Here is a 15,824-nt window from a genome sequence, read left to right as displayed (position 1 = left end):
CCTTGCAATGACCTGAAACACGCTATTAAGAACCTTATTAAGCACCCTTGTCACGCCAATCAGTCCGCGCGGTAGTTAGGTGCTTCCTTCGTGATCTGGACATCATGTACATGCGACTCCCTCATGCCGGCTGAAGTAATTTCAACAAATTCAGCTTTGGTATGCAGATCATCAATTGATGCGCAACCACAATACCCCATAGAGGAGCGCACACCACCGACCAGTTGATACAGAATTGCCAGAACGCTACCTTTATAAGCAACGCGTCCTTCAATACCCTCTGGTACCAACTTATCTGCATTATTAGAAGCATCCTGGAAATAACGGTCGGCAGATCCATCAGCCATTGCCCCTAGACTTCCCATACCGCGATACGACTTGTAGCTACGACCCTGGAATAAAATAACTTCGCCAGGCGCTTCTTCTGTACCTGCAAACATACTTCCCATCATGACTGTCGATGCACCGGCAGCCAAAGCTTTAGATACATCGCCAGAGAAACGTACGCCACCATCAGCGATACAAGGCACGCCCGTACCTTTTAAGGCATTGGCGACATTGGCAATAGCTGTGATCTGCGGAACGCCTACACCGGCAACAATACGGGTTGTACATATGGAACCGGGACCAATGCCTACTTTGACTGCATCAGCACCGTGTTCAACCAAGGCCAAGGCTGCAGCAGCGGTAGCGATATTGCCGCCAATAACTTCGATATGCGGGTACTTTGTTTTTACCCAGCGAACGCGATCTAATACGCCCTTTGAATGGCCGTGCGCAGTATCCACTACGATCACATCAACCCCAGCTTTGGCCAGTAAATCAATTCTTTCATCATTATCAGGACCAACGCCAACGGCAGCACCTACACGCAATTTACCTTGTTCGTCTTTAGACGCAAACGGATGTTCTGTCGATTTCTGAATATCTTTTACGGTAATCAAGCCGCGCAATTCAAACGCATCATCAACGACCAGCACACGCTCAAGACGGTGCTTGTTCATGAGGCGTTTAGCCTCAGCCAGATCGGCACCTTCTTTGACGAATACGAGTTTTTCGCGCGGCGTCATTTTGGCGCGAGCCTCAGCATCAAGCTCTTCTTCAAACCGCAAATCACGGTTGGTAATAATCCCCACAACTGACTTACCCTCTACGACAGGAAAGCCGCTAATGCCATGCTGCTGAGACAAGGCGATGACATCACGTATTTTCATATCCGGTGGAATCGTGATCGGATCGCGCAATACACCGGACTCAAACCGTTTAACCTTAGCTACTTCTCTCGCCTGCTCTTTTGCAGTGAGATTTTTATGAATGATACCAATACCGCCTTCCTGAGCCATGGCAATTGCCAATCTGGCTTCAGTCACTGTATCCATGGCAGCCGACACCAAAGGAATGTTCAGTTTGATATTGCGAGTCAAATTGGTCGCAAGAGAGGTATCTTTAGGGAGGATGTTCGAGTATGCCGGAACGAGCAGCACGTCATCAAAAGTGAGTGCTTTTTGGAGTAAACGCATAGTATTTCCTATAGGCGCAAAACCGAATTATACAGAAAACTTGCCGAGACGTCTCCTGCCGTGTAAAACTCTGGAAAATCGTAATTAGATTTAGTGTTGATTTTCTTTGAAAGCTAAGTATGCCTAAATATCAAACATCATTTTTCCTCGGTGCGGTTATGGCGCTGATAATAGCGACACCGGCACATGCCCAGTACGTATGGCTGGATGACAAAGGGAATAAGCAATTCTCCGATATGCCGCCACCTTTAAGTATTCCCAAAAACAGAATTATCAAATCCCCAAATAAGACAGCGGAAACCAATGCTCCGGTCACAGAAAAATCTTCAGCATCAGGCTCTGCCAGTACAGAGCAAAACAAGCTGGAAAAACCCGTTACAACAGCCAGTAAGAATGAAGACTTCATGAAGCGCCGGGCGGAGCAAGCAGAAAAAGACAAAAAATCTGCGGAAGAAGCGCAAAATAACGCGGACAAAGCCAAGAACTGCGAGCGCGCAAAATCGTATCAAAAAGCACTGGAATCTGGTGTTCGTATCGCCACTACAGGTAAAGATGGTGAGAAAAATTATATGGATGACAGCAAAAGAGCGCAGGAATTAGCTGATGCCAAACGTGCTACGAGTGGCTGCCAGTAAACCAAATAATTAATTACCTGCCCTGTTTTCTGGCGCGACGTCGACGAGCCTCCATCGGGTCAGCGACTAGCGCCCGATAAATCTCTACCCTATCGCCATCGCGCAACAAGGCATCAGGGGATTTGAGTTTGCCGAAAATTCCGAATTTGCACATTGCAAAATTAATATCCGGATGTTGAAGACCAATCTGGCTCTGAGTTACTGCCTCCAGCAAACGAATGCCAGGTGATACAAATATTTCAGTAACGCTGACAACATCCGGCGTCGCAAAACAAACCTGCACTTTGAGTGCCTGTAGATTATCCATACAGTTTTTCAGCCCGCGCGCAAAACGAATCGACGAAGCTATTGGCAATTTTGCTGAACACAGGTCCAATAAGATGTTCAAGCAATTTACTGGAAAATTCATAGCTCAAATCAAATTCGATTTTGCACGCATCCTCGCGCAATTCCGTGAACTTCCAGCGTCCCAGCAATTGCTTAAAAGGGCCGTCAACCAAGCTCATCTCCATTAGATTGGGCGGGAGGTTCTTATTTTTTGTGGTAAATCTCTGCTTGATTCCGTGATAATTGATGGATAATGTCGCAATCAGGTCTTGTTCAGTCCGCTGCGCCACATCAACCTCGCCGCACCATGGTAAAAATTGTGGGTAATCCTCCACCCGTTCAACCAAGGCAAACATTTGCGCTGCGCTATAGGCGATAAAAACTGTTTTATGTACGACTGCCATCAATAAGACCCGTTTACTAGAATCACATTTGAAATTTTAACCGACCTGTTTCCGTTTCCATCATTAGCCACCAGATAATTAAGGCGATGTTGCGAAGAAGAGAATGTCATTTATTTTTATATTGCATGAGTATTGCTGATAACAAAAAAGCCTTCCATGATTATTTCATCGAAGAACAATTCGAAGCCGGTATTGTATTGCAAGGATGGGAAGTTAAGTCCATACGCGCAGGACGCGTTCAATTAAAAGAAGCGTATGTGATTGTACGTAATGGTGAAATTTTCTTATTCGGCGCACATATCGGCGCACTGCCTACGGCATCAACGCATATCCATCCGGATTCTGTACGCACGCGCAAACTGCTATTGAATGCAGTTGAGATTAACAAGCTGATAGGCAAAGTAGAGCGTGCAGGCTATACCCTGGTGCCATTGAACATGCACTACACCAATGGGCGGGTGAAATGCCAGATCGGTCTGGCAAAAGGCAAGAAACAACACGACAAGCGGGATACCGAGAAAGAGCGTGACTGGCAGCGAGAGCAGCAAAAAATCATGAAGCAACATCGCCGATAAAAATTGCTCTAAATAATTACCTTAGACAATAAATAATGAGCGACGCAGGTTAATAATTCTAATTTGTGCTTCTTTGGTGCTTATTTCGAAGGGACATAAATATCATGCCCGGCATCTTGAATCTGACGCCGGAGCGCGCGGCGTTCATCCAAGGTCATGCGACTACGCTTTTGAGCCGTGTCTGATTTATCTGCAGAGCGTTCAGCGCTTTTCTTTACCTCAACGCCCTCATGCTCGGCGCCATCCTTATCGAACTGACGGTTCATTTTTCGCTCTTGCTGCAGCATTTTTTGCTCTTTGCGCTCTGCCTGGCGAGCGCTCACCTGTGCTTTTCCAAAACCAAAAAAATTACTGATTCGTCCCGGCTCCGCGCAAGCCGACCCAGCGGACAGCAGCGTCAGCACGAGTACGGAGTAACGTAAGTACGATATAGTCATCAGATTTATAAAAACAAGGTAGTCAAAAAAATTGGGGCCACTCTTTCAGGCGATTCATTTAGTAAGTTATGATTCAAGCGAAATTCTAAGCCTAAATTTATCGATGAGCAGCTAATTAATTACTTGAATTGAGTTTATGCGGTGTTATATCCACACTACGCAGCAATTCAGTAAAGTCTGTAACAGTTTGTAATCCATTAACAATTTTTACCAATCAACCCCATTTCTGACGGTAACATACGAGCATGAATACTATAAATTCCTCTTCTGATTCCCTCAATAGCAATGGCAACAAGGCGAAAATTTTAGTCGTCGATGACGATGTGCGATTACGGGATTTGTTACGCCGCTACCTAACCGAACAGGGATTCAATGTTGTTAGTGCCGAAAATGCACAGGCGATGAACAAACTCTGGATAAGAGAACGCTATGACTTATTAGTGCTCGATCTGATGCTGCCCGGGGAGGATGGACTGGCAATTTGTCGTCGTCTGCGCGGCGCCGGAGATCAGACGCCGATCATTATGCTCACGGCGAAAGGTGAAGAGGTTGATCGTATCATTGGACTGGAAATGGGTGCGGATGATTACTTACCAAAACCATTCAGCCCTCGTGAATTAGTTGCCCGTATCAATGCCGTATTACGTCGCAAAGCCCCGGATGAACTACCAGGAGCGCCATCAGAAGGCCCGCAGACATTCGAGTTCGGCGACTTCGTCCTGGATCTTGCAACCCGTACTTTGAAGAAAAATCAAGAAAACATCGGACTTACTACTGGAGAATTTTCTGTCTTAAAAGTATTTGCGCGCCATGCTAGACAACCTCTATCTCGTGAAAAATTGATGGAACTCGCCCGTGGCCGTGAATATGAAGTCTTTGACCGTAGCTTAGACGTACAAATCTCGCGTTTGCGCAAACTGATTGAACCAGATCCGTCAAATCCTTTGTACATTCAAACGGTCTGGGGACTGGGTTATGTCTTTATTCCAGATGGGCAATCCCGCTAAATCAAACGCTGTCATATGGGTCTGCAACCGATATATCTAATTTGACCATGCAGGCTGCCACGATGTAGTTTTTTCTCTCTACTACTATTACTATATTTTCACTACCTCAACATTCAATGCGCTCTTATCTGAACAATTTTGAATGGTTGAGAAGTGGCCTTTTCTGGCGCACATTTTTCCTCCTTGCTATCCTGGTGATGGGTAGCATGGCCACCTGGTTCGCCAGCTTTCGTATGGTTGAACGTGCGCCCCGCACACAGCAGATTGCCGCACAAGTCGTTTCTATTGTCACGATCACTCGTGCTGCCCTAACCCATTCCGCACCAGATAAACGACGCGAGTTATTATTTGATCTTGCGAGCAATGACGGTATCCGTGTGTATTTACTAGAAGACACTGACGATATTGAAGAGCAGGACGCGACGCCGGCATTTGAAGAATTACGCGTGGCGATTCAGCGAAAATTAGGTAAAGCAACACGTTTTGCAAAAAACATGAATGACGTTGATGGCTTCTGGATCAGTTTCGATATCGACGAAGATCAATACTGGCTGCGCCTTGATCAGGAGCGGATTGAACAAACGACGGGAATACAAGTACTAGGATGGGCGGCAGTCACCTTATTCCTTACGCTCATCGGCGCAGCGGTTATCTCAAAATTGATTAACGATCCACTTGCACGTATCAGCAATGCGGCGCGCATGCTCGCAAAAGGTAAAATCCCCCAGCCTCTCCCTGAAAAAGGTCCAAAGGAAATCAAGGAGACAAATAACAGTTTCAATCGGATGGTCGAGGATCTGGAGCGTATCGAGTCTGACCGTGCCATCATTCTGGCTGGTATCTCGCATGACCTCAGAACCCCATTAGCCCGTATGCAGCTTGAAGTAGAAATGGCTTCTTTATCTGATGATTCCCGCCAAGGCATGCAAAGTGACCTTGGCCAGATGGATGACATTATTGGTCAATTCCTGGATTACGCGAAACCCTTGGCTACCGTAACTTTTGACACGATCAATCTGAGTGAGCTGCTGGGACGTGTCGTAGAAGAATCCTCGCGGCTACACGACGTACAGATCCGCTCGGCGATTACCGCTGATATCCATATATCGGGCAACGCTGTCGAGCTGAAGCGAGTATTCCACAATCTGATTGAAAACGCCCGTCGTTATGGCAAAACACCTGGTACAGATATTGTCAAAATAGACCTTCAGTGCACCTACAAAAATAAAGAAAAAAAACAAGGCCTTTACATCAACTTGCGTGACTATGGAGTAGGTGTAGAGAATGAGGACATCTCACGCTTAATGCGGCCCTTCACCCGAGCGGATACGTCGCGCAGCCAGGCCAATGGTTCTGGTTTGGGTCTTGCGATTGTTGAGAAGATCATTAAACGTCATGGCGGCCGCCTGCGCATCTCGAATCACGCCAAGGGTGGCTTCGTCATCCTGATCGCCCTCCCCTCAAACTAAGACAATTTCAAAGATATATATAAAAATATATATCTTTGAAATGTTTCAGCTATGTCAGATATTCAACACAGCTGAGCATGCAAAAAAATGGTGCTGAAGCTTTCGCTTTAGCACCATCATGATCTAATTAAATAGATTCGGTTAAATAAATAATCTGTTTAAATAAGTTTATTTATCTTTGGGTTCACGCCTCTGATTTTATTTTTTGTTGGCCTCACTCGAGGTACCCAACTCATAAGATAAGTGTAATTGACCATCTGCCTTAGCAGAACTTACCTGAGGCGGATAAACGCTGAGGGATGTCGTTACAGGCTTATTGATCTCTAATCCTGCTGCATGCGAAGTCTGTTGAAAACTTAAACTACCCCAAGCTGCAGCAGTTGCGACACCGGCAAAAGCCAAGACCCCGGCAAGAACCGATGTACGCAAACGAAAACCTGGCAATGCAGCCTGTTGAAACTCATTAAAATTCACAGGAATCTCTATTGCGACGGGTGCCTGCGCCAACATCTCCTGTGCACGTTCACGCCAGACCGCACTTTGCGCCTGATTTTTTGACAGACGATGAATTAATTCATTGGCGACCGTGGCTGCATGCACATGTTCTTGCTCTAACTGCAAACGTAAATCTTCGGCTTTTTGCTGTTTAGCGATCTGATCGTTCTGCATTTGTATTAAGGATATTTCGTACTGATGCTGCACCAATTCCAAAGCTTCTTCTGCCTCCACTTTGGCAGCTTCTGCCATCGCGGCTGCTTTAGTCTCAGCCATCAATTTCTCTTGCAATAATTCATGCACTCGTTGCTCATGAGCGATACGTTGCAAGACTTGTTGATGCAATTCTTCATCAACGGCTTTCTGATTTTCTAATGTGTCGTTAATCGCTTGCTGCGCTTGCAGGCGTTCTTGCTCAGCAGCGAGCAGTTCGGCTTGCAGTTGCTCTTGCTTACTCAGTTCTTGCTCAACTAGCGCGCGCGCCTGCATCACTTGTTCCGCAGCTTGAGTCAATTGAGCTTCCAGTAAGAGTTTTTCTTGCGCAGCAAGGATGGCGGCTTGTTCTGCCTCCATACGACGCTGACTTTGTAGACATAACTCTTGCTCTGCCTGCATACGCTGCTCCGATTCACTGTGCAACTGTTTTTCAAACGCCATTTTTTGTTCGATCGCTTCCAGAGCCAGCTCGTTAGTCCGGATTGCTTCAGCATGTAATTGATTCTGTTCTTGCACTGCAATGAGATTTTTCTGAGCCAGTTCAGCGGCCTGTAACTCATTATGTTGCAAGGTCAGAAGTTCATCAGCATGCGCCTGTGCCAATGCCGCATGCTGGGCCTGCGTCTGTGCAAACTGTTGTGCCAGGACCAGCGCTTCTTGTTCTGCCACATATTTTGCCTGCGCAGATTCACGTGCATCCTGCTCAGCCTGTGCCTTGCGCTGGCACACGGCAAGATAGTCATGTTCAGCTTGCAAGCGCTGTGCTGCCTGATCCGCAATTAATTGTTCCGCGACACGTTTTTGCTGAAGAACGCTAGCGAGCTGTAGTTCTGATGCCGCTTTTTCATTCTCTAAGCGAGCCAGTTCGCTTGCTTCACGAGCTTTATTCTCGGTAGCGACAAGTGCTGCCTGTCTTGCCTCGGCATGCTGAGTTGAGGCTACGAACAAAGCATTTTCTGCGCTTAGCAATTCTTGGGCATAAAGATTTGCCATCGTCTCTTGCTCAGCACGTTGCTGAGCAACTTGAGCAAGTTCCTGCTCCGCGTGCAAACGCCCCATCACTTGCTGCTGTGCAATTGTCTCCGCATCGAGTTTTGCCTGTAATTGCACTGACAATTCTTGCTCTGCATTGAGACGCTCGCGCTCTGCTGCAGCAGAGGTCAATAACAACTGGCTTCTTTCTTGTAAAGCAGCGGCAGCCTGACGTTTAATCAGAGACTCTTCTATGGAATTTTCCAGCCAATTTTTTTCCTCGATATTAAACGCTTCAATGCTGGCGATAGCTTCTTGCTCGGCTTGCAAGCGCGACTGCGCCAACGTTTGTTTTTCTTGCTCTGTTTGCTGCCGTGTTTCCGCTACAGCCAGGGCACGAGTTTCGGTATCTACCCGTTCCTGTATTGCTGACTGCAAAGCGATCTCTGTCGCATTGCGTTCTGCGATTAAGTCAGACAAAGCTTGTTGTTCGACCAGATTTTTTTCCGCCAGTTGATGCAGTAATACTTCAGCATCAGCTTGCGCAGAAAGCTCCTGATACAGTAATTCACTAGTCCGCAAAGTCGCAACAGCAGCTTCTCTTGCCGTTGTTTCCATTTGTAAGTGCGCCTCTGCAAATTGTGCCAATGCTTGCTCTGCGAGCAATCTGGTCTTGGTTTGTTCCGCCGCATTCTGCTCCGCAAGCAATTTCGCCTCAGTAGCGGCTAATAACGCTTCCTCAGTGTCAACTCGCTGACGAGCAGCCAGAGCGAGGTCAGCTAATTTATGCGTTTTTTCGACAGTTAGCTGATGGGCCTTATGCTTCGTATCAGCATAGATTTTTACTTGCTCATGCAATTCTTTTTGCGCTTTTACATCCGCTTCGGCTGCGGCATTGGCTTGCTGTTCAAGTGCGGCACGAGCCTGAGCAAGGATGTTGGCTTGCTTCTCAGCATCAGCTCTGGAGATTGCTGCATCGGACGCTAATTTTTCGGCGGCCAAACGTTCTTGCTGTGACTGATTTTCTTCTTTCAGTGCAAACGCTTTTTTCTCTTCGAGAGCAAGTTTATCTTGCAATGCCGCCAACGCACTTTGTTGCGATTGCGTTTTTTCTTTTTCCAACCGTGTCAATTGAATTGCCGCCATCGCACGTGCCTCAGCGGCAATGGCAGCCTCTTGCTCTGCTGCGGCTGTTGCCTGTGCTTGCATCAGTGCTTCTTGTTCGGCCTTAGACTTGATTTCTACCGACAAGCGAACTTGTTTTTCGATATCTAAACGCGCCAGATGCGCTGCTTCTTGTTCGCGCTCCAGCTCAATTTTTGCGTCTATTTCTGCCAATAATTGCTTTTCCGCGAGCAGTTTTTGCTGAACCGCATCGAGCGCTTTTTGTTCGGATTCGGCACGTTGCTTTAAGGTTTTTTGCAACTCCAGCAGTTCACTGACTTTGAGCTGTGCAGCGGCAGCAGTTTGTTTTTGTAATTCGGCATGTTCAGTGATTTTCTCAAGGCGTACCTGCTCCGCCTGAATCAGACGCTGACGTGCCTCGCGCGCCTCAACTTCTTGCTGATGACGCGCTTCTAGCAAGGTGGTGTGTTCACGGTCTGCCTGAGCCCTTGCCAGCGCGGCTTCGGCGACTTGCTTTTCAGCCTCAAGCTTGTCTTGCGCTGCCAACGCAGCATCACGCTCTGCTTCAAAGCGTACTTGCTCAAGCTTGGTCATTTCAACTACTTGACGGGTTTTTACTAATGCCATTTTCGCTGCTTTGCGTTGCATTTCGGTTTGCACGCGGGTTTGCTCCAAGGCGTGCTTTTCTGCCGTAGCTGCCGCCTCCAGCGCCAATCGCTGCTCACGCTCAGATTGTTCTTTGGCCTGAGCGATTTCTTTTGCTTCTTGCTCAGCACGCAAGCGTGACTCGGTTTCTATTTGCGCGACTTGTTCAATCACCAGTTTTTCTTGCGTCAGCTTTAATACTTCTTGCACAGCAGTCGCACGCTTGCGCTCAACCAGAAGCTTTTCCTGTACCACATCAAGCGCTTTGATTTCGTCTTGTGTACGCTGTTGCTGCACAACCAGAAGCTCACTAGCTTTTTGTTCTTTCTGAACATGGGCGGCAGCCAGTTGCTGTTGCAATTCGACTTGTTCCATGGTTTTCTCCAAGGTCAATTTCTCTGCCTGACAACTGGTTTCATGTGCGATCCGTGCGACCTGCTCTGCCTGTTTTTGCATGCGTAAAATTTCTGCATGCGTTTGTTCGGCCTTTGCCCGGGCATGTGCCTCATCTATTTTTTGTTGTTCGAGAATCAGCTTTTCCTGCAAGGCCTGAGCCGCTTTTTCTTCTGCGTCTGCACGCATTTTTTCTGCTTTTGCCAACTCCATTGCGCTGCGTGCTTTGATGGCAGAGGCAATATTGGCTTTCTTCAACTCGACGGCTTTATATGTCGATGCCTTCAAAGCCTCTTGTTCTGAATCGGCCTGCTCTCTGGCGATTTGTTCTGCCTGTTGATCGATCAGACTGCGCTCTTTAGCCAGCATCATGGCACGCTGCTCTTCCTGAGCGCGCTGCTGGGCGACTTTGGCTGCATGTTGTTCCGCAATGCGTCGTTGCTTGGCCTGCTCCGCTGCACCGGCTTCTGCCTCTAGCCTGGCGCGGGTTTCGGCATCGGCTTGTTGCTCGACTTCAATACGAATCAGCGCCTGGGTTTGTAGTTCTTTTTCGGTCTGGATACGTTGTTCGGTAACGTGCTGTATGCGCTCCTCTGCATCGCGACGCGCTTGTGCAGTAGCAGCGGCGACGACTTCAGATTGTTCGCGCCTGACAGAGGCATTGCGTAATTCCAGCTCCGATTGCATACGGAGTTGAATTGCGGACGCAGCGCGGCGATCGGATTCGGCACGCGCCTGAGCGATGGCTTCATGTTCTTGCTCAACCGCGACACGCGCTAAGGCGTCTTCGCGGGCACGAACTTCAGCCGGGGCGCGATTGATCGCAAACTCCAATGCCATTGCTTCTGCCTGATCACGTTCTTTGCTAACTTTGAGCGCTTCGCTGCGCACCTTAGCCAGCATTTCAGTCGTTTCACGCGCATCTTTATCACGACGCTCACGCTCTCTGGCTAGCTCAGTAATACGAGCATCTGCACGGGCGCGCTCTTCGGCTTCGTTTTTGGCCGACTGGGATGCCGCAAAACGTTCTGCGGCCCAATTACGTGCGTTTTGGGTTTCTTTCGCTAGTCTCTCTGCCGCAGTTTTTGCTTTGGCATTGATCTCGGTATCGGCCTGGAGTTGCTCAGCTGCCCTTTGTTTAGCTTCGAGCTCAAGTTTAGAGCGCTTTTCTGCCTGCTCACGTGCCAATGTTTCTAATCTGGCGCGTTCTTGCAAATCCTGTGTTTCCTGACTGACGGCGGCGATTCTGGCTTGACTGGCGGCGCGCGCCTGACGCTCAGCCATCAGACGTGCATGGCTACCGGCTATGGCGTGTTCTTCTAGCTGGACTTTTTGCTGCGCAAGATTGGCGGCCTCTGCTTCAGCTTCTGCACGCGCTTCTGCCAACTCACGGGCGCGGGCTTCTGCCTGCAGCCGGGTTTCGGCAGCGACCGTTGCACGAGCTTCCGCCTCAACACGGGCAATCGCCTGTCGGATACCTTTGATGTCGATGCGGGAATTCGATTCCAGCGCCTCATCAGAAGCGTGAAAATCATCCCGTTGACCAGCGTCCATAGGCACTAAGCCCAGGGATAATCTGTTTAACAATGTTTGATTCGCATCCATATCCTGCTCCTGATTTGATAACCGTTCCTGATGGCCGACTGCGAACTGCGCTGAGTGCGGCGGCTCGCCGGAACTTCTTAACATGGATTATCACTGAATCATTTGCAAACAATTGAGGGAGCAGAACTGGAAAACTAGTCTAATTCCATTATTAGCGGATCATCAGGTCACCGAAAAATGGCACACATTGGCCCAAATTTATATTGGCAAGATTTGCTCAAGCAGTCTGTACTTCGCATATCAGCAATGCTGTGAATACGATCCCGGCTATTTTTTTTGGTTCTATCTGCCTGAAAAAGAATTGCCAGCTTGGCTCACATAACTGGCTCGTGGACGTAAAATAGCGGCTGGTTCATTTTGAACACAGACTGAACACCCAATTTACGGAGAATTATCTTGTCAGACTACGTGACCGAAATCAGACACCCTCTGATGCAACACAAACTTACACTTATGCGCAGCAAAGACACGACGACGGACAATTTCCGCCGCTTGTTGCGCGAAATCAGCCAGATGCTGGCATATGAAGTTACTCGCGACCTACCACTGGAGAGCGTGACGATTGAAACGCCGATGGCGACGATTGAAGCGCCGACAATCAGTGGTAAGAAGCTGTGCGTCATCTCAGTATTGCGCGCTGGCAATGGCATTCTGGACGGCATGCTGGACCTTTTACCTGCTGCGCGTGTAGGTCATATCGGTCTTTACCGCGATCCGGCTACACTGGAACCAGTCGAGTATTACTTTAAAGTACCGGAAGACATCGCAGACCGTCTGGTCATCGTTGTCGACCCTATGCTGGCAACAGGTAACTCCGCAGTTGCTGCCATCGACCGCATCAAAAAAAGCGGCGCGACGACTATTAAGTTCGTCTGCCTGCTGGCAGCTCCGGAAGGTATCAAAGTCATGCAGGCAGCCCACCCAGATGTACCTATCGTCACGGCATCGGTTGATCAATGCCTGAACGATCATGGCTATATCGTGCCGGGGCTGGGTGATGCTGGTGATCGTTTATTTGGTACAAAGTAAGCTTCCAGTTAAGTTTTCGCTATATAAACGCATACATAGCAACACATACGACGATTACCTCTTTTAATCCTCCAGATGACTTCATCCCTCACTGCATCTTCTGCTGCTTTTGTGCCTGTATCGAAATTACCAGAGGTTGGTACGACGATTTTTTCTGTCATGTCAGCTCTGGCAGCTGAGAAGAAAGCGGTCAATCTCGGTCAGGGGTTTCCTGACTTTGATTGTGATCCTTCTCTGGTTGACGCTGTCAGTAAGGCGATGCTGGATGGGCATAATCAATATCCACCCATGGCAGGTGTCCCTGTCTTGCGGGCTGAAATCGCTCGCAAGATCAAGGCTCTGTATGGCCGCGCATATGATACTGAGAGTGAAATCACGGTAACAGCGGGGGCAACGCAGGGGATTTTGACGATATTACTGGCTTGCGTACATCCGGGTGATGAAGTCATCGTGATTGAACCTGCTTATGACAGCTATGTGGCTTCAATACGCCTGGCAGGCGGCGTGCCAGTGCTGGTATCGATGGAGCTGGGACCTGAGGGTTATCAGATTCCGTGGGATAAAGTGAAAACCAGCATGACAGCGAAAACTCGCTTGCTCATGCTGAACTCACCGCACAATCCTACAGGGTCCGTGTTGAGTTTGGCGGATATCCAGGCATTGAGCGCGATCGTCCGCGATACCAAAGTCCTGATCGCCTCGGATGAAGTGTATGAACATATGGTGTTTGATGGCGTACGCCATGAGTCTTTATGCCGCCATGAAGAACTTGCCGAACGCAGTTTCATTATCTCCAGTTTTGGCAAGACCTATCATGTGACAGGCTGGAAAGTCGGTTATGTTGCCGCGCCAGCAGCCTTGATGCGCGAGTTTCGCAAAGTGCATCAATTCAATGTTTTTACCGTCAACACGCCAATGCAAGTCGGGTTGGCACATTTTCTGGCGAATCCCTCACCCTATGTGGAATTGCCCGCGTTTTACCAGCAAAAACGGGATTTGTTCAGAGATGGTTTAATGAATTCGCGTTTCAAACTCTTGCCCGCGCAGGGCACTTACTTTCAATGCGTTGATTACTCCGCTATATCGGAGCAATCAGAGCTGCATTTCGCGCGCTGGCTGACGAGTGAAGTGGGTGTTGCTGCGATCCCGGTGTCGGCGTTTTACCAGCACGGCAAAGAATCAAGGATCGTTCGCTTTTGCTTTGCGAAGCAAGAAAACACCTTGCATGCCGCATTGAAACGTTTACAGACAATATAAGATACTCAGGCGGAGTATATTTAGAGCGCCTTATGAATAGTGCGGCATTGGCACTATATTTGCCTATACTCCCCTATTCAGAGTAATTATTGAGTGTTTTTGAGTTTTAACTCATTGTCCAGATGCTCAATATGATCTTTACGCAAGAACGCTTTTGCCTCAATCGACACCCGCTGCAAAATCACATTGTGCTTACGTCGCATCAGCTTTGCCTCGTCCAGACAGGCATTCACAAAAAACCGTTCGTAACATGCTCGTTCAGCGATCAGAAACCAGCTTTGCAATTGTTTCTGCAAAGGCTGCACCTCGTCTAGCGCCGTCTCAGCGAGAAACAGACTTTGTATTGTGGTCGGCGCATAACGCAAATCCATCTTAGTAATCTGAGCGGATAAATCCTCAAGTGATATACCGATAGACTGTGGCGCAGAATGTACCGGAGACTGCGCTTGTGCGTTAATACTTAACAAAGTTGCCAGGATCATCAGGCAAGACAACGCCGACCTGCGCATATAGCTGAAAAAAAACATAACCGGCATAGAAAACACTTTCATGATTAGATAAACAGCTTTAGCAAGTTCAGTCCGTAGGACACTTAAGCGGCGATCAGGCAATCGCGTCAGCAGTATGTCGCTGATCGGCATCCATATATTCTTTGGACTGCATTTCGATAATGCGTGAAACAGTGCGATGAAATTCATTCGACAAAGTACCCTGAGTATATAGCTCCTCAGGCGCAACTTCAGCGGACATGATTAACTTCACTTTATTGTCATAAAATACGTCAATCAGCCAGGTAAAACGACGCGCTTCAGACGACATCGCTGCAGACATCCGTGGAATCGACGAGAGAATGACGGTATGAAAGCGACTGGCGATTTCGAGATAATCATTTTGCGAGCGCGGACCGCCGCACAAAGTAGTAAAGTCAAACCAGACCGCACTGCCAGCACGACGCAATGCTTTAATATCACGCCCTTCGATATTCACCCGCACATCCTCATCAACCGCTTCAGCGATTTTGGCGAATGCGGTACGCAGTGCCTGATCAGTCGCTGCGTTGAGCGGTGTCAGGTAAGCCTGAACCTGTTCCAGCGCTCTCTTGCGATAATCGTTACCCGAATCGACATTCAACACATCCAGACGCTCTTTGAGCAGAGCGATAGTAGGCAGCATGCGGTCACGGTGCAATCCGTCAGGATATAAGGTATCAGGCTGGTAATTTGAGGTCATGACGAATGACACGCCATTATCGAACAAGGCTTTAAGCAGGTTATACAAGAGCATGGCGTCCGCTACGTCAGACACATGGAACTCATCGAAACAGATCAGACGATATTTCTTGGAAATCCTGCGAGCAACTTCATCCAGCGGATCCGCAACGCCTTTCAGCTCATCAAGTTGCCGATGAACGGCACGCATGAATTCATGAAAATGTAACCGGGTCTTACGCACGACAGGCACAACGGAATAGAAACTATCCATCAAAAACGATTTACCCCGCCCCACACCACCCCACATGTATACGCCACGCGGCACATCCGGGCGTGTGATCAGCCTGGTCAACTTATTGGCACGCTTGGATTTATATTCCACCCATTCATCGTAGGCTTGCTGCAAACGATCTACTGCACGCTGCTGCGCCTCATCGGATTGAAATCCCCGGCGATTCAGTGCATCTTGATAAAACTCTAGAACATTCATTCTCTACCGTCG

General features: G+C 48.4%; 13 protein-coding genes. 6 read left to right on the top strand and 7 right to left on the bottom strand.

What is annotated here, in order from left to right; all coding sequences use genetic code 11:
- Positions 1-59: 59 nt before the first annotated feature.
- Positions 60-1,520 (bottom strand): IMP dehydrogenase, encoded by a 1,461-nt coding sequence (gene guaB, locus ACO0K3_RS02235; protein ID WP_422958402.1) that lies wholly within the window; start codon positions 1,518-1,520, stop codon positions 60-62.
- 158 nt (positions 1,521-1,678) lie between these two features.
- Between guaB and ACO0K3_RS02230 the strand changes: the two genes are divergently transcribed.
- A complete protein-coding gene (locus ACO0K3_RS02230; RefSeq protein WP_422981473.1) occupies positions 1,679-2,155 on the top strand; it encodes a DUF4124 domain-containing protein in 477 nt (158 codons plus the stop codon).
- A 13-nt stretch (positions 2,156-2,168) separates the two neighbouring features.
- On the opposite strand, the gene ACO0K3_RS02225 is transcribed toward ACO0K3_RS02230, so the two are convergent.
- Together ACO0K3_RS02225 and ACO0K3_RS02220 are read right to left on the bottom strand one after the other, a co-directional pair.
- Positions 2,169-2,462 (bottom strand): RnfH family protein, encoded by a 294-nt coding sequence (locus ACO0K3_RS02225; protein ID WP_422981471.1) that lies wholly within the window; start codon positions 2,460-2,462, stop codon positions 2,169-2,171.
- Positions 2,455-2,886, bottom strand: a complete 432-nt coding sequence (locus ACO0K3_RS02220; protein ID WP_422958405.1) for a type II toxin-antitoxin system RatA family toxin — start codon at positions 2,884-2,886, stop codon at positions 2,455-2,457. Before ACO0K3_RS02220 ends, ACO0K3_RS02225 begins: the two co-directional genes overlap by 8 nt.
- A gap of 125 nt (positions 2,887-3,011) precedes the next feature.
- Here ACO0K3_RS02220 and smpB point away from each other — a divergent pair, with 125 nt between their 5' ends.
- Positions 3,012-3,461 (top strand): SsrA-binding protein SmpB, encoded by a 450-nt coding sequence (smpB, locus tag ACO0K3_RS02215; protein ID WP_422956869.1) that lies wholly within the window; start codon positions 3,012-3,014, stop codon positions 3,459-3,461.
- Between the two features lie 80 nt (positions 3,462-3,541).
- Here smpB and ACO0K3_RS02210 read toward each other — a convergent pair whose 3' ends face one another.
- Positions 3,542-3,898 carry a hypothetical protein gene (locus ACO0K3_RS02210; protein WP_422981469.1) on the bottom strand — a complete coding sequence of 119 codons (357 nt, stop codon included), beginning with the start codon at positions 3,896-3,898 and terminating at the stop codon, positions 3,542-3,544.
- A gap of 245 nt (positions 3,899-4,143) precedes the next feature.
- Between ACO0K3_RS02210 and ompR the strand changes: the two genes are divergently transcribed.
- Complete coding sequence (gene ompR, locus ACO0K3_RS02205) at positions 4,144-4,905, top strand: two-component system response regulator OmpR (protein WP_422956871.1); 762 nt, start codon at positions 4,144-4,146, stop codon at positions 4,903-4,905.
- A gap of 116 nt (positions 4,906-5,021) precedes the next feature.
- On the top strand, positions 5,022-6,374 hold the full coding sequence (locus ACO0K3_RS02200; RefSeq protein WP_422981467.1) for an ATP-binding protein: 1,353 nt from the start codon (positions 5,022-5,024) through the stop codon (positions 6,372-6,374).
- Positions 6,375-6,572: 198 nt separating this feature from the next.
- Here the strand turns inward: ACO0K3_RS02200 and ACO0K3_RS02195 are convergent, their stop codons facing one another.
- The gene (locus tag ACO0K3_RS02195) at positions 6,573-11,909 is read right to left on the bottom strand and encodes a hypothetical protein (RefSeq protein ID WP_422981465.1); all 5,337 of its coding nucleotides are present in this window, start codon (positions 11,907-11,909) and stop codon (positions 6,573-6,575) included.
- Between the two features lie 309 nt (positions 11,910-12,218).
- Here ACO0K3_RS02195 and upp point away from each other — a divergent pair, with 309 nt between their 5' ends.
- A complete protein-coding gene (gene upp / locus ACO0K3_RS02190; RefSeq protein ID WP_422982095.1) occupies positions 12,219-12,854 on the top strand; it encodes a uracil phosphoribosyltransferase in 636 nt (211 codons plus the stop codon).
- 75 nt (positions 12,855-12,929) lie between these two features.
- Positions 12,930-14,111, top strand: coding sequence for a pyridoxal phosphate-dependent aminotransferase (locus tag ACO0K3_RS02185; RefSeq protein WP_422981463.1), 1,182 nt, complete (start codon positions 12,930-12,932; stop codon positions 14,109-14,111).
- Positions 14,112-14,197: 86 nt separating this feature from the next.
- Here the strand turns inward: ACO0K3_RS02185 and ACO0K3_RS02180 are convergent, their stop codons facing one another.
- Positions 14,198-14,662: a hypothetical protein gene (locus ACO0K3_RS02180; protein WP_422981461.1), complete on the bottom strand. Its 465-nt coding sequence runs from the start codon at positions 14,660-14,662 to the stop codon at positions 14,198-14,200.
- 52 nt (positions 14,663-14,714) lie between these two features.
- Positions 14,715-15,812 carry a cell division protein ZapE gene (zapE, locus tag ACO0K3_RS02175; protein WP_422981459.1) on the bottom strand — a complete coding sequence of 366 codons (1,098 nt, stop codon included), beginning with the start codon at positions 15,810-15,812 and terminating at the stop codon, positions 14,715-14,717.
- Positions 15,813-15,824 lie beyond the last annotated feature (12 nt).

The organism is Undibacterium sp. Rencai35W (assembly GCF_049340185.1).
Taxonomy (GTDB): Bacteria; Pseudomonadota; Gammaproteobacteria; order Burkholderiales; family Burkholderiaceae_D; genus Undibacterium.
The sequence above is the reverse complement of the archived record's forward strand: the minus strand, read 5'-3'. Positions and strand labels throughout refer to the sequence as shown.

Excerpts from the sequence above, each read along its gene's own strand:
- guaB (WP_422958402.1), bottom strand. The coding sequence starts at position 1,520 with ATGCGTTTACTCCAAAAAGCACTCACTTTTGATGACGTGCTGCTCGTT.
- ACO0K3_RS02230 (WP_422981473.1), top strand. The coding sequence starts at position 1,679 with ATGGCGCTGATAATAGCGACACCGGCACATGCCCAGTACGTATGGCTG.
- ACO0K3_RS02225 (WP_422981471.1), bottom strand. The coding sequence starts at position 2,462 with ATGGATAATCTACAGGCACTCAAAGTGCAGGTTTGTTTTGCGACGCCG.
- ACO0K3_RS02220 (WP_422958405.1), bottom strand. The coding sequence starts at position 2,886 with ATGGCAGTCGTACATAAAACAGTTTTTATCGCCTATAGCGCAGCGCAA.
- smpB (WP_422956869.1), top strand. The coding sequence starts at position 3,012 with ATGAGTATTGCTGATAACAAAAAAGCCTTCCATGATTATTTCATCGAA.
- ACO0K3_RS02210 (WP_422981469.1), bottom strand. The coding sequence starts at position 3,898 with ATGACTATATCGTACTTACGTTACTCCGTACTCGTGCTGACGCTGCTG.
- ompR (WP_422956871.1), top strand. The coding sequence starts at position 4,144 with ATGAATACTATAAATTCCTCTTCTGATTCCCTCAATAGCAATGGCAAC.
- ACO0K3_RS02200 (WP_422981467.1), top strand. The coding sequence starts at position 5,022 with ATGCGCTCTTATCTGAACAATTTTGAATGGTTGAGAAGTGGCCTTTTC.
- ACO0K3_RS02195 (WP_422981465.1), bottom strand. The coding sequence starts at position 11,909 with ATGTTAAGAAGTTCCGGCGAGCCGCCGCACTCAGCGCAGTTCGCAGTC.
- ACO0K3_RS02185 (WP_422981463.1), top strand. The coding sequence starts at position 12,930 with ATGACTTCATCCCTCACTGCATCTTCTGCTGCTTTTGTGCCTGTATCG.
- ACO0K3_RS02180 (WP_422981461.1), bottom strand. The coding sequence starts at position 14,662 with ATGAAAGTGTTTTCTATGCCGGTTATGTTTTTTTTCAGCTATATGCGC.
- zapE (WP_422981459.1), bottom strand. The coding sequence starts at position 15,812 with ATGAATGTTCTAGAGTTTTATCAAGATGCACTGAATCGCCGGGGATTT.